The sequence below is a fragment of the Streptococcus oralis genome (assembly GCF_024399415.1).
Taxonomy (GTDB): Bacteria; Bacillota; Bacilli; order Lactobacillales; family Streptococcaceae; genus Streptococcus; species Streptococcus oralis_CS.
In genome coordinates this window covers 665270-685505 of record NZ_CP029257.1, presented here as the reverse complement: position 1 = coordinate 685505, position 20236 = coordinate 665270, and the positions used below count along the sequence as shown (strand labels likewise).

Sequence of the window (20236 nt, the reverse complement as noted above, 5' to 3'; positions counted from 1 at the left end):
CTTTTCTATTTACTTTTTTAAAACAAAATTATGTGGAAAACCACATAATTTTAGTTTGAACTACTTGCTTGAGGTAACTTGCTATTGATATGCTCTGCAACGTTTTGATCATGTTCTTCTTTTGTTGTTGCAAAGTATACTTTACCGTCTTCAACATTTGCTACAAAGTACAAGTACTCACTCTTTGTCTGGTTTACACTTGCTTCAATCGCATCCGAACTTGGGCTATCAACCGGTCCAGGCATGAGACCAAGGTGTGTGTAAACATTGTATGGTGAATCAATCGTTGTATCAATTCCAGCGTCATCTGCTAAACTAATCTTTTGACCAAGTTTTCCTTGAGCATATAGGATAGCGATATTACTTTGAAGTGGCATACCAACATTCAAGCGGTTATAGAAGACACCTGCGATTTTCTTGCGGTCTTCGGTCTTAGCACCTTCTTTTTCGACAAGAGAAGCAATGCTGAGCAATTCATTAACTGTCAGATTCTTTTCTTTGATCGTAGCGTAATATGGCGACATAGCCTTATCCATAGCAGCCACCATCTCATCAATCAAACTTTCAACAGTTGTGCCGTCTTTGATCGTATAGGTGGCTGGGAAAAGGTAGCCTTCAAGACGATAACGAACGCCACTGTCTTTTGTTGGAAGACTTCCAAGTAGGTTTGGATACTTGGCTACTAATTGTGAGATAAAGGTCTCATCTTGAGCTTTTGCCAAGAAAGCATCCGCAGTAAGAGGTTCTTTAAATTCACCTTGAAGTTGTCCTACTGTTTGAGCGATTTGCTCTAATGTATAGCCTTCTGGAATTGTCAAGTTTGCAAGAACAGGTGCCTGAGCTTCAGGAGTCCCACCTTTTTCCAATTCTTGAATCAACTCATCCGTACTCATACTCTTCTTCAAGTTGTAATAACCTGACTTCAAGTTAGCATGGCTATAGTATTTAGCATAAAGGCTAAAGATCAGTCCATGTTTAACCAAACCAGATTTTTCCAAGGTGCTTCCAATTTCTTGAACATTTGCACCGTCTGGGATTTGAACCGTTACGTAATCCTTAGAGCTTGCATCCACAGGTTTCAAGGAATCTTGAACGTAACCATAACCAAAGTAACCACCAACTGTAACGAGTACTAGGAGAACTAGAACTGTTACTAGGCAACCTTTAGCTTTTGATTTATTCTTTTTCTTAGTTGATGTTGCACCTTGACGACGACTACGACGTGGAGCATCAGCTAATCCACTGCTAGATTCTGTAGAAACAGGCTCAACTCTTTCAGGCATTCCTGGAGTGATTTCCTCTTTCTTGTCTTCTGTTTTATAGGTTACGGCAACCTTAGTCGGAGTATCGTTAAATTCTTTTTCTTCGGGTTTAAGCTCAACTGGTTCTACCTTAGGTTGAACGGGTTCCACTACAGGTTCTTCAGCCAGATGAATCGGCTCTACTAGAGGTTCTTCAGATTCTACAACTTCAATCTTGTCGATGATTGGCTGTCTAATCTCTTTCTCTTCTTGGTCATCCGTTTCATCAGTTCTAGCACTTGAAAGTGGAGGAACACTTGGTGCATTCTTTAGAATTTTATCGACAACAGACAGGGAATCAGCCATCAACTCTTCTGTTGATGTTTCTGGTTCAAGATCTGAAGGAGTTGCTGAACTAGCTTGAGATGATGAAGCCGTCAGATTTGGAATCTCTACTTCTTTCTCTCTTCTATCTTGTTCTTTTACTCTTTCTAAATCACGTAGAATCTGCTCTTTAAAGCTTAATTTTTCTTCTTCTCTTGATTTTTCAGTCAAAAGCATTACCTCCTTGTTGACAATCCATAATATTATATCTTAAAAGTCGTAGAAAAGCAACCAACTAGGGCATTCCCTAGCTAGTTTTATTGATTTTCAGGCTGCCAGACCATATCATACCATGTTTCCCCAGCAAAGTTTGACTGGGATATTCCTTCATTAACAAAGCCGTGCTTTTCATAATAGGCGATAAGGTAATCATGACATGTCAGATTAATGCCCTCTCGCTCATGTTCTAAAGCGACTTCTTTCAAAGCCCTTAATAGTCTTTTCCCTACCCCCAAAGCTTGTGCTTCCTTGGCAATAGATAGGCAAGTCACAGAAATATAACCTCCAGGTTGATGGCTATAGTCTTTTATTTCTTCTGTAAATGACTGATCATGTAGATGGCGGTGTGGGACGACTGGACCTTCGATATAACCAAGAATATTCCCCTCTTTTTCAGCTACCAGAAAACTGGTCTGAATTTCCTGCAAATGGGCCTCAAAGACCGAACGAGGAATGGCTTCCTCCAGTGAAAAATTCTCCAGCTCTATCTCTATAATCCGATCCAAATCCGAAAATCTTGCTTGTCTGATTTTCATATTTCCTCCTGATAAAAGGGATTTTCCCAAATCAGATACCATTCAGAACCACTGCCATAATGACTTTCTGTCATTTCTTCTTCAACAAAGCCATTCATTTCAAAATAAGATAGTAGTTCATCAGGACTTTGTAAAAGAATACCTTGGTAATCTAGTTCGACTGTCACCTGTTTCAAGGCCGCAAGAAGAAGAGTTCCCAACCCCTGTCCCCAATGGTCAGGAAGAATGGTCAATGATTTTATTTCTATCCACTTGGGATGAAGATACTGAGCTTCTCCTAAAACATAGCCTAGGAGCTGATTTTCATCCCCAGCTACAAGAAAGGTACCCGCAGTCTTGCGGATACTCTCTTCTAAGGATTGGCGGCTAAATGCCTCTTCTAACGAAGGATTGGCTTCTTCAATCGCCAACATTTCTTCTAAATCTGATAGGGTAGCTTGCCTTATAGTGATTGGAATTTCCATCTGTTTTCCTTATTGGACGTTGCTTGTCAAGTTAGACAAGAGACGTTCAAATGAATATTCATAGGTTTGGATGTCTCCTGCACCCATAAAGACGTAAACAGCATTGTCATGGTCTAGGAGTGGAGAAACATTTTCAACAGTGATAACCTGATGTTTCTTGTTGATTTTATTAGCTAGGTCTTCTACCTTGACATCACCATGGTCCACTTCACGAGCTGATCCATAGATTTGCGCTAGGTAGACGGCGTCTGCTTGATTCAATGCATGGGCAAATTCGTCCAACAAGGCAATGGTTCTTGTAAAGGTATGCGGTTGGAAGACTGCCACGATTTCCTTGCTTGGATATTTCTGACGAGCTGCATCCAAGGTTGCAATGATTTCTGTTGGATGGTGGGCAAAGTCATCAATGATCACTGTATCATTGACGATTTTTTCAGTGAAACGACGCTTAACACCTGCAAAAGTTTTCAAGTGTTCACGGACCAAGTTCAAATCAAAACCTGCTGTGTAAAGAAGACCTATAACAGCTGTCGCATTCATGATATTGTGACGACCAAAGGTTGGAATGTGGAATTGACCCAACTCTTGACCACGGAAATGAACGGTGAATGTCGAACCAGTCGTAGAACGAAGAAGATCGCTAGCTACAAAGTCATTGCCTTCTGCTTCAAAACCATAGTAATAGATTGGCGCATTGGCTGTGATCTTACGCAACTCAGGATCTTCACCGTATACAAACAAACCTTTGGTAATTTGTTTGGCATAGTCGTTAAAGGCATTGAAAACATCCTCTAGACTTGTAAAGTAGTCTGGATGGTCAAAGTCAATGTTGGTGATGATAGAGTATTCTGGGTGGTAAGGCATGAAATGGCGCTCATATTCGTCTGATTCAAAGACAAAATATTTGGCATTGGCTGAACCACGACCTGTCCCATCACCAATCAAGAAGCTGGTGTCTGTGATGTGAGACAAGACGTGTGACAGCATACCTGTCGTTGAAGTTTTTCCATGAGCTCCTGCTACTCCCATGCTGACAAAGTCGCGCATAAAGCTACCTAGGAATTCGTGGTAACGTTTGTAGCTGATGCCATTTTGATCTGCATAGGCGATTTCAACGTTGTTATCTGGACGGAAGGCATTCCCCGCGATAATCTCCACATCACCTTGTAGGTTCTTTTCATCAAAAGGAAGAATGGCAATCCCTGCCTGCTCTAGTCCACGTTGAGTAAAGTAGTATTTTTCAACGTCTGAACCTTGAACCTTGTGTCCCATTTGGTGCAACATCAAGGCCAAGGCACTCATCCCTGATCCCTTGATTCCAATAAAATGATATGTTTTTGACATGCTTTTCTCCCCTACTCAGTAATTCTTGTCAGATTCAACTCTTGGGCAACCTGACGTTCCTGTTCCGTTTGCTTATTCTTTTTATTATAGATTTGACTCTTCTTTAGAAAATCATAGTTGTTCTTGTTAGCTTTTCCCGTTTGGACTTTCGGAGTTGGGTTCGCCACTTGGCCAACCTCCTCAGCTAAGATATAGTGAGACTGGCTCAAGTTTTTGCTAAATTTGGCAAACTCACCTGGATTTTCCTTTTGAAATGGTGCTGTTGGTTGGTTTCCTTGACGAACAAGTGTGGAACCATTGTGTCGTCTGGTATGACTAACATCCTGAGTCAAATACTTGGCTGAACGTTTCTTCTTCAAGTCCGCACGCGCCTCTTCTCGAGCCAATTCAGCATAGGTTTTTTCAACTTTTTTAGGTTCTGGACTTGGTTTTGACTCCTTATTAACCACTGGAGAAACTACGGTTTCTTCTTCATTAATAGGAGACCATTCCAAATAGTTCTTATCGCGGTAATCACCTTTGATATTGCTAATAAAGTCTGACTCATCGTACAAGTCCATGACTGGCATTTTGGTCAGCATGATCTCATCATCTGACACCAATGGAAATCGATCTTGTTTCATTTTGTATTTCCTTTCAACACTTCATTATAGCGTATTGTCTTGATTTTTCAAGTGCTGGCTTCAGAAATTCCCAAAATTTCACGAATTTCTGCCAGGCTGAGACTCGCACGCGACTCCGTACCATCTAAAACTTGGGAAACCAAATGTTTCTTTTGTTCTTGAAGTTCTTGGATTTTCTCTTCAATGGTTCCTTTTGTAATTAAGCGATAAACCTCTACCTTCTGCTCCTGTCCCATACGATGGGCACGTCCGATAGCCTGGGCTTCGACAGCGGGATTCCACCAAAGGTCAACCAAAATAACCGTATCAGCTCCCGTTAGATTGAGACCAACACCACCTGCCTTCAGAGAGATGAGAAAGGCGTCTCTTTCTCCCTGATTAAAGGCCTTGGTCATCTCTTGTCTGTCATGAGCAGGAGTTGAACCTGTGATTTTGAAGGAGGTCAAGCCCAAGTCTGGGAGTTCTTGCTCGATTTTTTCCAACATTCCTTTGAACTGGGAGAAAATCAAGACCCGATGCCCACCATCAGCCACTTGTAGCAATAAATCTCGGAGACTATCGAGTTTACCACTAGCTCCCTGGTAATCGTCCATGAAGAGAGCTGGCGTATCGCAGATTTGACGCAAACGCATGAGTCCAGATAAGATTTCTACCCGACTTCTCTGGAATTCTTGATCGGTCACTTGCGCTAGGCGGTCTCTCATCTGTTGCAACTGGGCTAGATAGATAGCCTTCTGTTGGTCTTCCAGTTCATTTTTATAGACGACTTCGATCAGATCAGGCAGTTCTGTAAGAACTTCTTCTTTCTTACGCCTCATGACAAAGGGCTTGATAAACTGCGCGACTCGATCAGCCGGTAATTTCATAAACTCCTTTTTACTTGGTAAGAGTCCTGGAAGCACAATTTGAAAGATAGACCACAACTCTCCTAAATGGTTTTCAATAGGCGTACCTGACAAAGCAAAGACTGCCGGCACCACAAACTGGCGCAAACTCTGAGCAATCTTGGTTTGGGCATTTTTCATGACCTGGGCTTCATCTAAGAAGAGAAAATCAAAAGCCATCTCTTGATAAAGCTCGCTGTCTTGACGAAAGGTGGCATAGCTAGTCACATAGATTTGGTGATTTTCAGAAAGAATCGCTTCTCGATTCGCTTTCAAACCATGAACGACAGCCAAATCCAACTGTGGGGCAAATTTCCTGAATTCATCTGCCCAGTTGTAGATTAAACCTGACGGCGCTAAAATCAAGACCCGACTATCTTCTGTCACCTGACTAGTCAAAAAAGCAATGGTTTGCAATGTTTTTCCCAGTCCCATATCATCGGCTAGGATGCCACCAAAGCCATAGTGATGAAGCATCTGGAGCCAACGAACACCCTTTTCCTGATAATCTCTCAAACTCGCCTGAACCTGTATATCTCCCAAAGGAAAGTCCTCTGGATGGGTCAAATCATGAGCTAAATGCTGAAATTCTTCCGAGAAGGAGATCCGATCTCGACCTTCAAAAAGCTGAGAAAGGCTATAAGCCAGAGATTTTCGCGCTTGGAAAGAACCATCTTTTAGCTCAACCCCCAGTTCCTGCAAATTTTGACGAATCTGCTTGGTTTCCTCATCAAAAAAGTACACTTGGTCAGAAGAACTGATATAGAAATCCTGATTGCTGGTCAGGGCTTTAAGAGCTTGATCAATCTCTTCTTGGGCAATCCCTTGGAAATCAAATTGAATCTCCAACAGTCCTCCCTTGGGCTCAATCTGAACCTGAGGAGCTTGGACACTGTAGAGCTGATTCATCTCATCAGACAAGAAAACCTGGCCCAACTTCTCAAAAGCTGGAATCGTATGGTGAAAGAAAGAATAAACTGCCTCTGGCTTCAAAGCCTGTCTCCAAGACTGAAAATCAGCCTCAAAACCAGCCCCTAAACAAACCTGAAATAGCTGGTTTTCCAAGACGGCATCACTTGAAAAAGGTAATTGTTCCAGCTGTTGACGACTAGTCACCTTAACATCTCCATAGTCAAACTGGATATCTAAGCGAATGCGGCCGTCATCCTCCCTATCAAAGCAAAAGATTGGTGAAAAGGGTCTGATTTGCAAGCGCTCGGGGGCAGACACTGTTCCTAGCTGTCCAAACAAGGGAAGACAGGCGGCCAGACGGTCGCGATCACTGTTGTCAAACTGGAGACATTTCCTCCCTCTTTCCTCCTGAGGAAGCTTCTTGACTTCCTTTAGGAGGCTGATTTGTTTAGGGTTTAAGAGATAAAGATTCCCCTTACGAAAGAGAACTGCCCCTCCATAGAATACGTTAACTCGCTCAGTCTCAGAAATTTCCATCTCAAAATAATCGGGATACTCCTGCACGGAAAAAGAGAACAGTTCTGCATCTGGATCTAAATCATGAAAGAGAAGATTTTCATAACTTGTAATCTGGTGTTCAAAATGAAAATCCTCCAAGTTCATCAGCAACTCCACTCCCTGCTCAAAAAAGGTCAGAGGGAAAAAGAGGTGACGGCCTTGATTGGGGAAAAAGAGGTCTTGACTCAGTCCCTCCTCAATCAAGCCACATAAAAAAGTAAGAACTTCTTGACTAGCTGTATCAAAAGCATCCCAAGACAAGTCATTTTCATAGTGCTTCCCAATCATATATGGCTTTCGATGGACCAAGACCTTCAAAAAGAGAGGGATGTCACGAATGACATAATATTTTTGACTATCAACTAAACCGATTCGGAGAGTCCAAAGGAGGCGATTGGTTCCAGCTTCTACCTGGCCTTGAGCCGACAAAGTGTAGATTTTCTCTCTCTTCTGAGGTTGGATACGCTCCAAAAAACTACCACCAAAACCAACCTTGGTTTCGACCTCTTCTTGCTCTTCATGTCCTTTTTCTAAGGCTTGTAAAATCACCTGGCCTTCTTCGTCGTTCTTCAGATAATGCTCGAGCGCTGCGAGGTGAACACAGTAACCTCTTTTTTGGAAAAAATCGCAAGCACAAAAAACCAGATCATCCTCTAAACTGTAGCGCAAGTCTTCTCCCGACACACGAGTATAGAGGCGATTCCCTTTTTCCTTGATGATCTCAATCTTGCCCTTCTCATAGAGGGAAACACCCTCCATGCGCAACTTCCCTGGAATCAATTTAGCCATAGTTACCCCTTTATCTTATCTTTTCATTATACCACATTTTCCCCTATGAAAATAGCCTTTTAGGAAGACTTTTCTCCTAGAAGGCTCGATTTTTAAAGGGTAGCAAAAGTGGTCACGATGCGTTGACAAACCTCTTCCAGTACTGACTTCGGCATAGCTACATTGAGACGGGCATGAAGAGTTCCTTCCTCACCAAAGTCCAAACCTCGGTTCAAGATAACCTTGGCTTCATTCTTCAAAAGCTCTTGCAAGCGGTCATCTGTTAGGTCATAGGCTGAAAAATCAAGCCAGATCAAGTAGGTACCTTGTGGTTTCATGACCTTAATCTTGGTTTCGTTGCCCAAAATATCTACTACATAGTTAATGTGGTCCTCGATGACTTCTTTCAACTCTCCTAACCAGTCCTTACCATAACGGTAGGCAGCTTCTGTCGCCAAATACCCCAAGCCTGAGATTTCATGTTGGTTATTGGCCAACTGACGTTTTTGGAAAGCCACACGAAGCTTTGGATTTTCAATAACTGCATAGGAATTCTTGGTCCCAGCAATATTAAAGGTCTTAGTGGCACTACTCAAGATAAGGGCAAAATCTTTAAAGGCGGGATCAATGGTGTTAAAAGACTGGTGTTTGCGACCAAAGAGAGCCAAATCTTGGTGAATCTCATCTGAAACCAACAAAACACCATGTTTTTGGCAGAGATGCCCAATCTTTTCTAACACTTCCTTTTCCCAAACACGTCCACCAGGATTGTGGGGATTGCAAAGGATATAAAGCTTCACATCCTCTTCTACCAATTGATTCTCCAACTGGTCAAAGTCAATCTCAAACAGCCCATCCTTTTCCACCAAAGAATTGGTAATCAATCTGCGATTGTTGAGTTTGACACTGCGGGCAAAAGGTGGATAGACCGGTGTGTTAATCAGAACCGCCTCTCCTTCTTTTGTAAAGGCTTGAATAGCTGTTGAAATAGCTGGTACCACTCCCTCTATAAAGACGAGGGCATCCTTGTCAAAGTGATACCCGTGTTGACTGGCTTCCCAGTCCTGAACCGACTCAATCAAAGCATCACTAGCATAAGTATAGCCATAGACCAACTGATCTGCGTAGGCTTGTACAGCTTGTCGAACTTCAGGCAAAACCACAAAGTCCATATCTGCTATCCAGGCTGGTAGAACTTCTCGATCAGCTTCTGCTTCTTTCCATTTATAGGTATGGTGCCCAAAACGATTGGGCAGGCTTGTAAAATCATATTTTCCCATATCTATCTTATCCTTCCAAAGCTTGGCGCAAGTCCGCAATCAAATCTCTAGCATCTTCAATCCCAATTGACAAGCGCAAGAGGTCATCTGTTAAGCCATAGGAATGGCGCACTTCTGCTGGAATATCCGCATGGGTTTGAGTCGTCGGATAGGTGATCAGACTCTCCACCCCACCCAAACTTTCCGCAAAAGAGAAGACCTTGAGGCTATTTAAAATATGAGGAATACGTTTTTCATCCACTACTTTAAAGGAAATCATGCCTCCACGTCCTGTATAGAGCACTTCCTTGACAGCAGGTGAAGCCTTCAAAAAGGCAACCACTTCTTGGGCATTGGCTGTAGAACGCTCCATACGAAGAGGCAGGGTTTTGAGACCACGAATCAACTGATAACTATCAAATGGTGACAAGACCGCACCAGTCGTATTCAAATTGTAGAACAATTGCTCATATAGTTCTAAACTATTAGTCACAACCACCCCAGCTAAGACATCATTGTGCCCTGCTAAGTACTTGGTGGCAGAATGAAGAACGATATCCGCACCGTCTTCAATCGGACGTTGATAAATCGGACTGTAGAAGGTATTGTCCACCACTACCTTGGCACCCTTGGCATGAGCTAGTTTGGCTAGTTTGGCAATATCAAATTCCAACATCAAGGGATTGGTTGGTGTTTCGATATAGAGAACATCCACATCTTTCTCTAACTCAGCAATTAGCTCTTCTTCTGTATTGGCATAGGTAAAATGGAAACGGCCTTCTTGCTCCACTTGGTTGAACCAACGGAAAGAACCCCCATACAGATCACGCACAGCCAAGACTTTACTTCCTACTGGAAAAACACTAAAGGCCAGTACAATCGCAGCCATTCCTGAGCTTGTCGCTAGGGCATAGTCTGCTGACTCAATAGCCGCCAAGACCTCCTCCGCTTTACTGCGAGTTGGGTTTTTAGTCCGAGTATAGTCAAATCCCGTAGACTGACCGAACTCCGGATGCTGATAAGTGGTTGAAAAATGAAGCGGTGTTACCAAGGCACCTGTAGCCTCATCTGACTTGATCCCAGCCTGGGCCAAAATTGTGTTGATGTGTAGTTCTTTGCTCATACAATACCTCCAAATCTATAGTAACTATTGTACCACTTATTTTTACTAACTCATTTTCTTGTTTTCAAGAGCTAGTTATAGTTTCAAACTATATAAAAACGATAGTTCCTTGAGAAACTATCGTTTTTCCTGTTGAATAGACTGGTTATTTAACGTGTTTTGCCAGTTCTTCTTGGGCTTTTTTATTTGATTCTTCTTTTTCTTTTAGCCATTTTTCTTTAGCTTTTTCATACTCATCAGCCGTTACAGTCTTATCTTGTAACTTGAGATACTTGTATGATTCGACACCCTTATTTCCAGCTTGTGAGAATGGTGATGAGAATGGAACTGTCTTTCTCAAGGTCGGTGTTCCACCCTGAGAAACGTTTGGAATTGCAAGGGCGCTATCAACGAGCCAAGCTTGAATTTCAGCATATTTTTCATAACGTTTTGCTGGATCTTGCTCCTTGTTCGCTTCTTCTAACATTTGAGTGTAAGTATCCAGACCAACTGCCTTAGCCTTGTCATTGACCTCACCTGGTTCTAGACCAATGTTTTGCAACATACCACCGTTATTGACATTTAAGATATCAAGATAACTTGATGGATCCAAGTAGTCCGCACTCCAACCGCCATTATAGATATCAAAGTCTTTTTGAGCTGCAGTTTGAGCTAGGTAGCTAGAGTTGTCAAAGTCATCTGTTGATAGCTGTTGGATATCGATAACCACATTCTCAGCTCCTAGAACAGATTCGATGGATTGTTTCAAAGAGCTTGCTTCAAGTACACCTTTTTTAGCTGATTGGTCTACAGATACATCCAAGTGGATTGGGAATTGCACACCCTTAGCTTCCAATTCTTTCTTAGCTTCTGCAAATTTAGCTTTAGCCTTGTCAGGATTGTAGTATGGATCTTGTGCATCTGCAAAGTTGATTCCTTGCCATTCTTGGCCATAGTTGACCATCTTTTCTGAAACAACATCGCCAAAGTCTTTTCCGTTGATACTTACAAATGTTGGAGGTACAACCAAGTTACGAATAATCTTCGTTGCTCCGTCCTCCCCTTGAGATTGTGCTCCATAGGCTGTACGATTATAAGCATAGTTGAAGGCTTGACGGAAGTTTTTATTAAGAACTGCTTCTTGGGTTGATTTCTTTTCGATATCAGAGGACTTAGAAGTGAAGTTATAAGATTTTCTGTCCAAGTTGAAGTTCAAGTAATAAGAAGTTGCATTTTGCATACTATAGATGATGTTATCCTTGTTCTTCTCTTTAATGCCTTCAAAGCTTGAGCTATTTGGATAGAGACGCGCGTAGCTATAGACTCCTTCTACAAAGTTACGTGCTAGTGCATCTTGGTCACTACCATCATAATAGGCCAATTTCACATCATCCACAAAGACATTCTTTTCATCCCAGTAGTTGGGATTTTTCTTGAATTCGATAACAGATTTTGAAACAAAAGATTTCATTAAGAAAGGTCCATTGTACAAAATACTAGAAGGATCTACCTTACCAAAGTCATCCCCTTTTGATTTTAAGAAATCTGCATTGACAGGGAAGAGAATGGTTGAAGTTGTTTTAGAATTCCAATAAGATTCTGGACGTGTCAAAGTGTACTGAACCGTTTGGTCGTCAATCGCCTTAACACCGACAGTTGAAAAGTCAGTTGTTTTCCCGTTGATATAGTCATCCAAACCTGCTACCGAGTCTTGAACAAGGTACAAAGCTTCGGATTTTTTATCAGCAGCATATTTCAAACCTGTCACAAAGTCTTGGGCCGTTACAGGGGCGTATTCTTCACCCTCATAAGTATACCATTTTGCATCCTTACGCAATTTGTAAGTATAGGTCAAACCGTCCTGAGAAACAGTCCAATCCTCTGCCAATGATGGAACATAGTTACCATATTGGTCATTTTCCATTAACCCATCCACCAAATTGGTCACGATGTCATTGGTTGTTGCACGGTTTTCTGCAAGATAGTTCAAACTAGATGGATCGTTCGAATAAACATAGTTATATGTTTTAGTAGCGCTACTTGAATTTCCACATGCGCTCAGTAAGATACCTGCGCTTAACACGACACTTGCAAGTGTCAGATACTTGGCCTTAGACTTTTTCATTTCCAGAACCTCCTGTTTAAAAGTTTTGTCTTATTATACAGCTTTGGTTTTATTTAGTCAAGCGATTTCTGAAGAAAACCTTAAAAAAGCATATTTTTTGCTCTTGATTTTAGAAAAAGTTCTCTTTTTTTTAGAAAAATGTAGTATAAAAACCTTTCTGTTAAAGAAAGGTTAAATTTATTACTTTTATTTATAAATCTTTTTACGATATTTTCAATCGTGTACGTAGTCGGTCTGCTTGAGCCTTTCCAATTATCTTGTCCAAGAGTCGTGTCCGTAGGCTCATCAAACCATAAAGGCCTCCTCCAAGCCCTCCGATGAGAGCCACATAAAGGAAACTCCAAAAACGTCCACTTGGTTGGAAGACAAAACCGAGTAGCCACTGCAAGAAGCCAACTAGGATAAACATGACAAGGGTCAAGATGGTAATCAAAATGGTTCGCTTCAAGATTATCTTTCGACGAGCACCCGTTACCTGGCAGATGTCTCGGTACATCAGGACATTCGGAATGATTAGTCCGATAGTCGTTGAAATCAAGGGACCATAGCTATGGAAAATAGCAATGGTTGGCAATTGCAAGACAATCTTAGCAATGGAACCATAGATGAAGTATAGAACTGCCTTGCGGTTTCGGAACATGGCCTGAAGCATAGGAGACAAGACCATATACAAGCCTAGGATAGTAGACTGCAAAACTGCAAAGACAAACAAGCCCATGGCCAGACTATCTGGCTTACCGTAAAAGACTGTATAAAGAGGCTCCCCTACCATGACCACTCCAACCGTTGCCGGCAGTAAAAATAAGAAGAGCATGGTGAGGCTATCTTGGACTAGGCGAGCCGCAGCTGGCAAGTCACCTTTTACATAGTTTTCCGTCAAAAGCGGCAAGCCGACACTACCAATGGAAACCCCTACAGAGATTAAAATCATGGTAATTTTATTAGGATTGGCAGAGAAATAAGAAAACATGACAACCAAGTCTTCATTACTGTAGTTGGTAAACCACTTCATACTATTGATAAAGGTCATCTGGTCTAAAATCTGGAAGAGCTGGATGGCTGATCCTGTCAGGATAAAGGGAATGGCTTCCTTGATGGTATCGACTAAGAGTCGCTTACTATTGATCCTATCCCGTGTTTCAAATACTCTTTTGAGTAAACCTTCTTGGGCAAGGAAATAAATCAAAACTGCAAAACTCGCCACCATCCCCACAAAGGCCGCAAATGTCGATTGAGTAACGGCTGATAAGTAGTCACCAGAACCCATCTTCATAATGAAGAAGGTTGCCATCAACATCCAGATAACACGGATCACCTGCTCGGCGATTTGACTCATAGCATAGGGTTTGAGGTTATTCATCCCTTGGAAGAAACCTCGGATGACACTCATAGACGGGAAAATCAAGACCGCCCAAGCCAAGCTCTGCATGATGGGAATCAGGTCTTTCCCCACACCTGACAAATCTGCTAACCAAGGAGAAAAGAGATACAAGACCAAAGCAAAGACTATGCCTAAGCCCGTCATAAAGCTTAGGAAACTCCGAATCAAGGCAAAGCTATGCTCTTCTTCTCGCATGGTATTGTACTTAGCCACTTGTTTGGCGACCGCAACTGGGATACCCGCTGTCGAAATCAGCAAGAACCAGGCGTAAATATTGTAGCCCATGGTAAAGAGTCCATTTGCCTTGGCAGCATAGGTCCCCATCCAGATATACCAGGGAATAATGTAGATAGCACCAAGGAGGCGACTAATAAAGTTACTAGCTGTTAGCCAAGCAGTCCCTCGCAACATCTGGGCTTGCTGGTGATTGTTTTCGTTAGACATAGCTTCCTCATTCAATTTTGATAACTAGGAAAGGTTCCTTATCTTCCATTATAAACTTTTCCTTGTTACTTGTAAAATTCGGGCTTGAAGTTTATAATAGAAAGTATGATTAAGATTGAAACCGTATTAGATATTTTAAAGAAAGATGGCCTTTTTCGCGAGATTATTGACCAAGGACATTACCACTACAACTACAGTGAAGTTGTTTTTGACAGCATCAGTTACGACAGTCGAAAAGTAAAAGAAGGGACTCTTTTTTTTGCAAAAGGTGTTGCCTTTAAAAAAGAATATCTGCTCTCAGCTATCTCGCAGGGGTTAGGTTGGTATGTAGCTGAAAAGGACTACGAAGTCGGTATCCCCGTCATCATTGTGAACGATATCAAAAAAGCCATGAGTTTGATTGCTATGGAATTTTATGGCAATCCACAAGAGAAACTCAAAATTCTCGCTTTCACAGGGACAAAAGGAAAGACAACAGCAGCGTACTTTGCTTACCACATCCTATCTCAACGCTACCCAACAGCTCTCTTGTCAACTATGAACACAACTCTGGATGGCGAGACCTTCTTTAAATCTTCCTTCTCAACACCCGAAAATATCGATCTTTTCGACATGATGGCTCAGGCTGTTAAGAATGGAAGAACCCATCTTGTAATGGAAGTCTCTAGCCAAGCCTATCTTGTTCATCGAGTCTATGGTCTAACCTTTGATGTAGGTGTCTTTCTTAACATCACTCCTGACCATATCGGTCCGATTGAGCATCCTAGCTTTGAAGACTACTTCTACCACAAACGTCTCTTGATGAAAAATAGCCGAGCAGTTGTCATTAATAGCGACATGGACCACTTTTCTGTATTGAAAGAACAAGTAGAAGATCAAGAACATGACTTCTATGGTAGCCAGTCAAGCAACCAAATCGCGAACTCCAAAGCCTTTAGCTTTTCAGCTACAGGTAAACTCGCTGGTGATTATGATATCCAACTCATCGGCCACTTTAACCAAGAAAATGCAGTTGCTGCAGGACTTGCCTGTCTTCGTCTAGGTGCCAGTCTAGAGGACATCAAAAAAGGGATTGCTGCAACCCGGGTTCCTGGACGTATGGAAGTTCTCACTCAGAAAAATGGAGCCAAGATCTTCATCGACTATGCCCACAATGGCGATAGTCTGAAAAAACTGATTTCTGTTGTTGAAACCCATCAAACTGGAAAGATCGCTCTGGTTCTCGGTTCGACTGGAAACAAGGGTGAAAGTCGTCGCAAAGACTTTGGACTCCTTCTCAATCAACATCCTGAGATTCAAGTCTTTCTAACTGCGGATGACCCCAACTATGAAGATCCAATGGCCATTGCAGAGGAAATCAGTAGCTATATCAGTCATCCTGTTGAAAAGATTGCCAATCGTGAACAAGCCATCAAGGCGGCGATGGCCATCACAAATCAAGAACTCGATGCCGTGATTATTGCTGGTAAGGGAGCTGATTGTTACCAGATCGTCCAAGGAAAGAAAGAAGATTATCCTGGAGATGCAGCTATCGCAGAACGTTATCTATAAAAAAATCAAGGGAAGCATTCCCTTGATTTTTTTAGTCTTCTTTCTTAAATGAATTTTTAAGACCTTCAACGGCACCTTCTACAGCACCTTTAGCATCTTCTACAACTTCTTTTGCTTTCGCAACTGTTTTTTCTACAGCACCTTCTGCTTCAGTTTTGCTATCACCAGTAACTTTCCCAAATCCTTCTTTGATAGCACCAGTTGCTTGTTCCAATTTATTTTCAAGTGACATAGCTCTGTCTCCTTTGCTTTTAATACGATAATGGTTATCGCTTACATTTAGTTTATGCTTATTCTTTAGTAAAGTCAAATAATCTGCTCAAAAGCAAGCAATTAAGGTAAATAGAAAGTCAAGCGTTCCTTGTTAAAATCAACAGCCAACTCATACTTTCCTTCTTCGTTTTGAACAATATAACCCAAGACGACTAAACTCTCAACGAAGATATCACGCCGTTTCTGCATAAGCTGGTCTTTTTTGAGAAACTTCAGTAAAAAGGTCGTCATATACTTGAGAGCATACTCAGGATTGACATCTCCTAAAATGGCATAGAGTTCCTGCTGTTTTTCTGTCAAAGGATATTGATTCTTGACCTTGTAGAAATAGTTAGACAGGGTCATCTTTTCTCTAGCAAAATCTGTAGATTCGACTAAAATGGCAGCATTGGTTTGATTGCACAATTCCGTCTCAAAAGTTTTCTCCAGCAAGGCTTGATAAACTGGACTATCCTCTCTGACAAAAATTTCTTGGTCAAGGACCAGACTATCTATTGATTCTAGAAAAGGGAGATTGAGGGAATAGCGTTTATTTTCCCTTCGGATCAATCCTGCCTTTATATACTCTTCCATGAGTTTATCAACTGCCACATCTGGAAACTGGGCCTTGATTTCTCGGAGGATCACATCGTCATGCTGGTCCAGATAGTCCACCAAATCTATAAAAAATGGCTGCCGAGTCAAACGAGATGGATTAAAAATCTGAATCATGAAGATTCCTTTCTTTACATTCTAAAAGGGGGGATGCTGCTAGTTGACTAGGATTGGTCCCTGGTTGATTCAGAGGCACTGGAAGTTCGAGTTTCCTGTAGTATTCCCTCCAAAAATCACTGATCTCCTGCTCCCCGTCCCCAAATTTCATGGGAATAGTTTTAAAAATCGGGAGGATTTCAGCGATATACTGGGAGCAATAAAAGCCAGAACCATCTGGATAAAAAGAGGCATTATAGGGTGCACCCAAATGTTTGCTAGCTCTCTCCTTTACCAAGTCAGCTTCCAGCTCTGGATAGACATAAAGATCGTAAAGATGAGTTGGTTCAAAAAATTCAGCCGGTTCTTGACAAATGACACCAGCTTTCCCACTAGCATGGTAGATGAAACCGTCCAAAAAGATGGCTACATGACTATAGTTCCCAGTAGAAGCCTGGATAGCCTGCCCCATATCTGAAAGATCCTTCACAAAAATCAAATCACCATTTTCTAACATCTTTCTCTCCTAGAAAAAAAGGAGCCGAAACCCCTTTAGCTATATAGAAAACACCGTTTTCTCGTGTCAATCTCCAGTCAAATAATTACCATTTAAATAATTCATTAAATATATTATAAGAATCACTCTAGCTGAAAATAATAAAGCAGACCCAAACTTCCAAAAGACAGAGCTAAGTATAGGATTCCTATTTGCAATCCATACAAATGCCAAAAACTACCACTAACTAAAATAAAAATCGATGTCTCAGCAACGAGGCGATGCCATTTTTTAAAAGCATATGGAGATTTTGGTGCCATGTATCGCGCCCAAAATAAGATTAATAGAACTGCTAGAAGAAAAAATAGGAATTTTTCCAGCCAAGAAATTTGTATCACAGATACGGAGAAAAGACCAAGGATTGCCACCACCTCAACCAAAAAGCGCAGTCCTTCAATCAATCGCATCATGCTATCACCTTCTATAAATAGTCAAATTAACAGTTCCAAATATTCCTTAAGAATTACCCATTAAAGCTTTCAGTCAACTGAGGCACCACTTGTTTCTTACGTGAAACAGCACCTGGAAGGAAAGCGTGGTTGTTTTCAAGTTTGAAATTGAAAGCTGCTTCCACCTTATCTATGTTTGATCCAAGAGCCAGAATTTCAGAGTTTGAGTTGACGATGTCTGTAATCATCAAGACAAAATCTGAGTAGCCGTTTGCCGCATTAGCCGCTTGCATTGCTGCTTCGATTTCTGCTTGGCGTTCCAAGACTTCAGCAATATCAACAGTATTGACTTGGGCAACACGAACCTTATTTCCATTGAGTTCAAAGGTCTTAGCATCGATATCAATCAATTCTTCAGCAGATTTACTAGCCAAGTTTGTACCAGCTTTCAACATAGCAAGACCGTACTCTTCCAAGTTGACGCCTGCTAATTCAGCCAATTCAGGCGCAATGACTTTATCAGATGGGTGAGTTGTTGGAGATTTCAAAAGAAGAGTATCTGAAATCAAACCTGAAAGCATCAAACCTGCGATTTCTTTAGGAACAGCTACACCATGCTCTTTGAACATGCGATAAACGATAGAAGACGCTGATCCAACTGGTTCCAAACGCATGTAAAGTGGGCTGGCAGTTTCAAAATTAGCCACACGGTGGTGATCCACAACTCCGTAAACTTCTACTTCAGCGATATCTGACACTGACTGTTGGAATTCATTGTGGTCAGTCAAGATGACTTGCTCTGCACCTTCTGCTTTAGCAGATGTGATGACGCGTGGTGCTTCTACACCAAAATAGTTCAAAACGAAGGCTGTTTCTTCATTAGGAGTTCCAAGTGCTACTGCTTCTGTGTCCAATCCATAAGCCTCTTTTGCAAGGTAAGCAAAGGCTACAGATGACCCGATGGCATCTGAGTCTGGATTTTGGTGACCAAATACTAGAATCTTAGACATGATAATACCTCTTTAAATTTATTCATCTTATTGTAGCACTTTTTTCCTCTTTTGACAAAAGTAAGAGGAGCCAAAAGACTCCTCCTTAGACATCAATATGGTTGACTAGATTTTTCTCTTGATTTTCAGATAAAAATCGTTCTTTCTGAGGACGTTTCTTTCGTTTGAGGAGAGCCTCGGCAGACATGGCTTCTTCCTTACTGGCAAAACCCTCTACATAGATGAGTTTGACTGGCAAGCGAGCTCGGGTATACTTGGCTCCCTTACCACTATTATGAACGGCAAGGCGCCTCTTCACATCCGTTGTATAGCCCGTATAGTAAGAACCGTCGCGACACTCCACCACATACATATAGGCCTTATGATCCATAGTAAATCTCTTGAATTTCTGGTGTATAAGAACCATCATCATTGTGAACGATGAGTGGTGGCAAGACCTTAAAGCCACTGGTCGATCCATCCTTGATAGCTTCGATTAAGAGCATATTAGCCTCCTTCTCACGTTTAGGATAGACAAATTGCAGGCGCTTGGGTGCTAAATTATGGCGTTGAAGCATGTCTAAGATATCCAAGAGCCGATCTGGACGATGAACCATGGCCAAACGGCCATTAGACTTGAGAATACTCTGAGCACTACGGCAAATTTCTTTTAGGTTAGTCGTAATTTCGTGTCTGGCCAGAAGGTAATGTTCACTCTCGTTCAGATTGGAATGCGGATCCACCTTAAAATAAGGCGGATTGCACAAAATCATATCCACCTTACTTCCCTGAATGTGGGCAGGCATATTTTTCAAATCATCACAGATGACCTGCATCTGCTCTTCCAAGCCATTCAACTGAACCGAACGCTCTGCCATATCCGCCAAGCGCTCCTGAATCTCTACAGATATTATCCGCGCCTGAGTACGTGAACTAGCAAAAAGTCCCACTGCACCATTTCCAGCACAAAAGTCCACAATTAAACCCCGTTTAGGGAAGCGAGGAAAGCGTGATAAAAGAACACTATCCACCGAATAGCTAAACACCTCTCTATTTTGGATGATTTTGATATCTGTCGAAAAGAGCTGATTGATTCGCTCTCCTGGTTTTAATAATTGTTCTTCTTTCATACTTTTATTATAACAAATGATGTTAATATTACAAACGATTTAAATAATCGTATTTATGGCTTCTTCTTTAAATACTCTAGTGCCTCACGCGTCCAAACAGGCATCATTCGCCCAAGTGGTGCAAAACCGTGCTTGATCCGATCATTTGAAAAACGTCTCCGTCTTGGCAATTGATGTTTTTCCTCTTCCAAGGTACGGATAGAAAGACTAGCCTTCCCAGTGTATTCGTCAAAATCCACCACCTGAACTTGGACTTCATCACCAATTTTTAAAATGTCATAGATATTTTCAATAAATCCCGTCCGAATCTCCGAGATGTGAATCAGCCCTGTCACCCCTGTCTCTAACTCAACAAAGGCACCATAGGGCTGAATTCCTGTAATACGCCCAGTTAGCTTATCACCAATTTTCATT

Annotated in this window: 19 protein-coding genes; 1 reads left to right on the top strand and 18 read right to left on the bottom strand. The window is 41.7% G+C overall.

Annotation, left to right across the window (positions count from 1 at the left end):
• Positions 1-50 precede the first annotated feature (50 nt).
• The 10 genes from mltG to DG474_RS03380 all read right to left on the bottom strand — a co-directional run bounded on the left by mltG (position 51) and on the right by DG474_RS03380 (position 14244).
• Positions 51-1802: an endolytic transglycosylase MltG gene (mltG, locus tag DG474_RS03425; RefSeq protein WP_255778806.1), complete on the bottom strand. Its 1752-nt coding sequence runs from the start codon at positions 1800-1802 to the stop codon at positions 51-53.
• Between the two features lie 80 nt (positions 1803-1882).
• Positions 1883-2380 (bottom strand): GNAT family N-acetyltransferase, encoded by a 498-nt coding sequence (locus DG474_RS03420; protein WP_000702417.1) that lies wholly within the window; start codon positions 2378-2380, stop codon positions 1883-1885.
• Positions 2377-2844: a GNAT family N-acetyltransferase gene (locus tag DG474_RS03415; RefSeq protein ID WP_255778805.1), complete on the bottom strand. Its 468-nt coding sequence runs from the start codon at positions 2842-2844 to the stop codon at positions 2377-2379. Before DG474_RS03415 ends, DG474_RS03420 begins: the two co-directional genes overlap by 4 nt.
• 9 nt (positions 2845-2853) lie before the next feature.
• Entirely contained in the window at positions 2854-4188 is a 1335-nt protein-coding gene (gene murC / locus DG474_RS03410) for a UDP-N-acetylmuramate--L-alanine ligase (RefSeq protein ID WP_000048081.1), read from the bottom strand.
• Between the two features lie 11 nt (positions 4189-4199).
• On the bottom strand, positions 4200-4811 hold the full coding sequence (gene zapJ, locus DG474_RS03405) for a divisome accessory protein ZapJ (protein WP_044020482.1): 612 nt from the start codon (positions 4809-4811) through the stop codon (positions 4200-4202).
• A 47-nt stretch (positions 4812-4858) separates the two neighbouring features.
• On the bottom strand, positions 4859-7954 hold the full coding sequence (locus tag DG474_RS03400) for a pilus expression-regulating Snf2 family helicase (RefSeq protein ID WP_255778804.1): 3096 nt from the start codon (positions 7952-7954) through the stop codon (positions 4859-4861).
• 92 nt (positions 7955-8046) lie between these two features.
• The gene (locus DG474_RS03395) at positions 8047-9213 is read right to left on the bottom strand and encodes a MalY/PatB family protein (protein ID WP_000521333.1); all 1167 of its coding nucleotides are present in this window, start codon (positions 9211-9213) and stop codon (positions 8047-8049) included.
• 7 nt (positions 9214-9220) lie between these two features.
• Positions 9221-10315 carry a cystathionine gamma-synthase gene (locus tag DG474_RS03390; protein WP_084945844.1) on the bottom strand — a complete coding sequence of 365 codons (1095 nt, stop codon included), beginning with the start codon at positions 10313-10315 and terminating at the stop codon, positions 9221-9223.
• A gap of 145 nt (positions 10316-10460) precedes the next feature.
• On the bottom strand, positions 10461-12419 hold the full coding sequence (locus DG474_RS03385; RefSeq protein WP_255778803.1) for a peptide ABC transporter substrate-binding protein: 1959 nt from the start codon (positions 12417-12419) through the stop codon (positions 10461-10463).
• Positions 12420-12621: 202 nt separating this feature from the next.
• Positions 12622-14244 (bottom strand): putative polysaccharide biosynthesis protein, encoded by a 1623-nt coding sequence (locus DG474_RS03380; RefSeq protein WP_255778802.1) that lies wholly within the window; start codon positions 14242-14244, stop codon positions 12622-12624.
• Positions 14245-14349: 105 nt separating this feature from the next.
• Between DG474_RS03380 and DG474_RS03375 the strand changes: the two genes are divergently transcribed.
• The gene (locus DG474_RS03375; RefSeq protein WP_255778801.1) at positions 14350-15795 is read left to right on the top strand and encodes a UDP-N-acetylmuramoyl-L-alanyl-D-glutamate--L-lysine ligase; all 1446 of its coding nucleotides are present in this window, start codon (positions 14350-14352) and stop codon (positions 15793-15795) included.
• 31 nt (positions 15796-15826) lie between these two features.
• On the opposite strand, the gene DG474_RS03370 is transcribed toward DG474_RS03375, so the two are convergent.
• From DG474_RS03370 to DG474_RS03335, 8 genes are all read right to left on the bottom strand, one after another.
• Entirely contained in the window at positions 15827-16027 is a 201-nt protein-coding gene (locus DG474_RS03370) for a CsbD family protein (protein ID WP_000051185.1), read from the bottom strand.
• Positions 16028-16128: 101 nt separating this feature from the next.
• Positions 16129-16779 (bottom strand): DUF1803 domain-containing protein, encoded by a 651-nt coding sequence (locus DG474_RS03365; protein ID WP_255778800.1) that lies wholly within the window; start codon positions 16777-16779, stop codon positions 16129-16131.
• Complete coding sequence (locus DG474_RS03360) at positions 16763-17275, bottom strand: YiiX/YebB-like N1pC/P60 family cysteine hydrolase (protein ID WP_049477472.1); 513 nt, start codon at positions 17273-17275, stop codon at positions 16763-16765. Before DG474_RS03360 ends, DG474_RS03365 begins: the two co-directional genes overlap by 17 nt.
• Before the next feature lie 122 nt (positions 17276-17397).
• Entirely contained in the window at positions 17398-17724 is a 327-nt protein-coding gene (locus DG474_RS03355; protein WP_049477471.1) for a DUF2568 domain-containing protein, read from the bottom strand.
• A 53-nt stretch (positions 17725-17777) separates the two neighbouring features.
• Positions 17778-18713: a manganese-dependent inorganic pyrophosphatase gene (locus tag DG474_RS03350; protein WP_049477470.1), complete on the bottom strand. Its 936-nt coding sequence runs from the start codon at positions 18711-18713 to the stop codon at positions 17778-17780.
• Between the two features lie 85 nt (positions 18714-18798).
• Positions 18799-19083 (bottom strand): GIY-YIG nuclease family protein, encoded by a 285-nt coding sequence (locus tag DG474_RS03345; RefSeq protein ID WP_000349631.1) that lies wholly within the window; start codon positions 19081-19083, stop codon positions 18799-18801.
• Positions 19073-19822, bottom strand: coding sequence for a tRNA1(Val) (adenine(37)-N6)-methyltransferase (locus tag DG474_RS03340; protein ID WP_000657018.1), 750 nt, complete (start codon positions 19820-19822; stop codon positions 19073-19075). Before DG474_RS03340 ends, DG474_RS03345 begins: the two co-directional genes overlap by 11 nt.
• Positions 19823-19875: 53 nt before the next feature.
• Positions 19876-20235, bottom strand: coding sequence for a S1 RNA-binding domain-containing protein (locus DG474_RS03335; RefSeq protein ID WP_000689620.1), 360 nt, complete (start codon positions 20233-20235; stop codon positions 19876-19878).
• Position 20236: the final 1 nt, after the last annotated feature.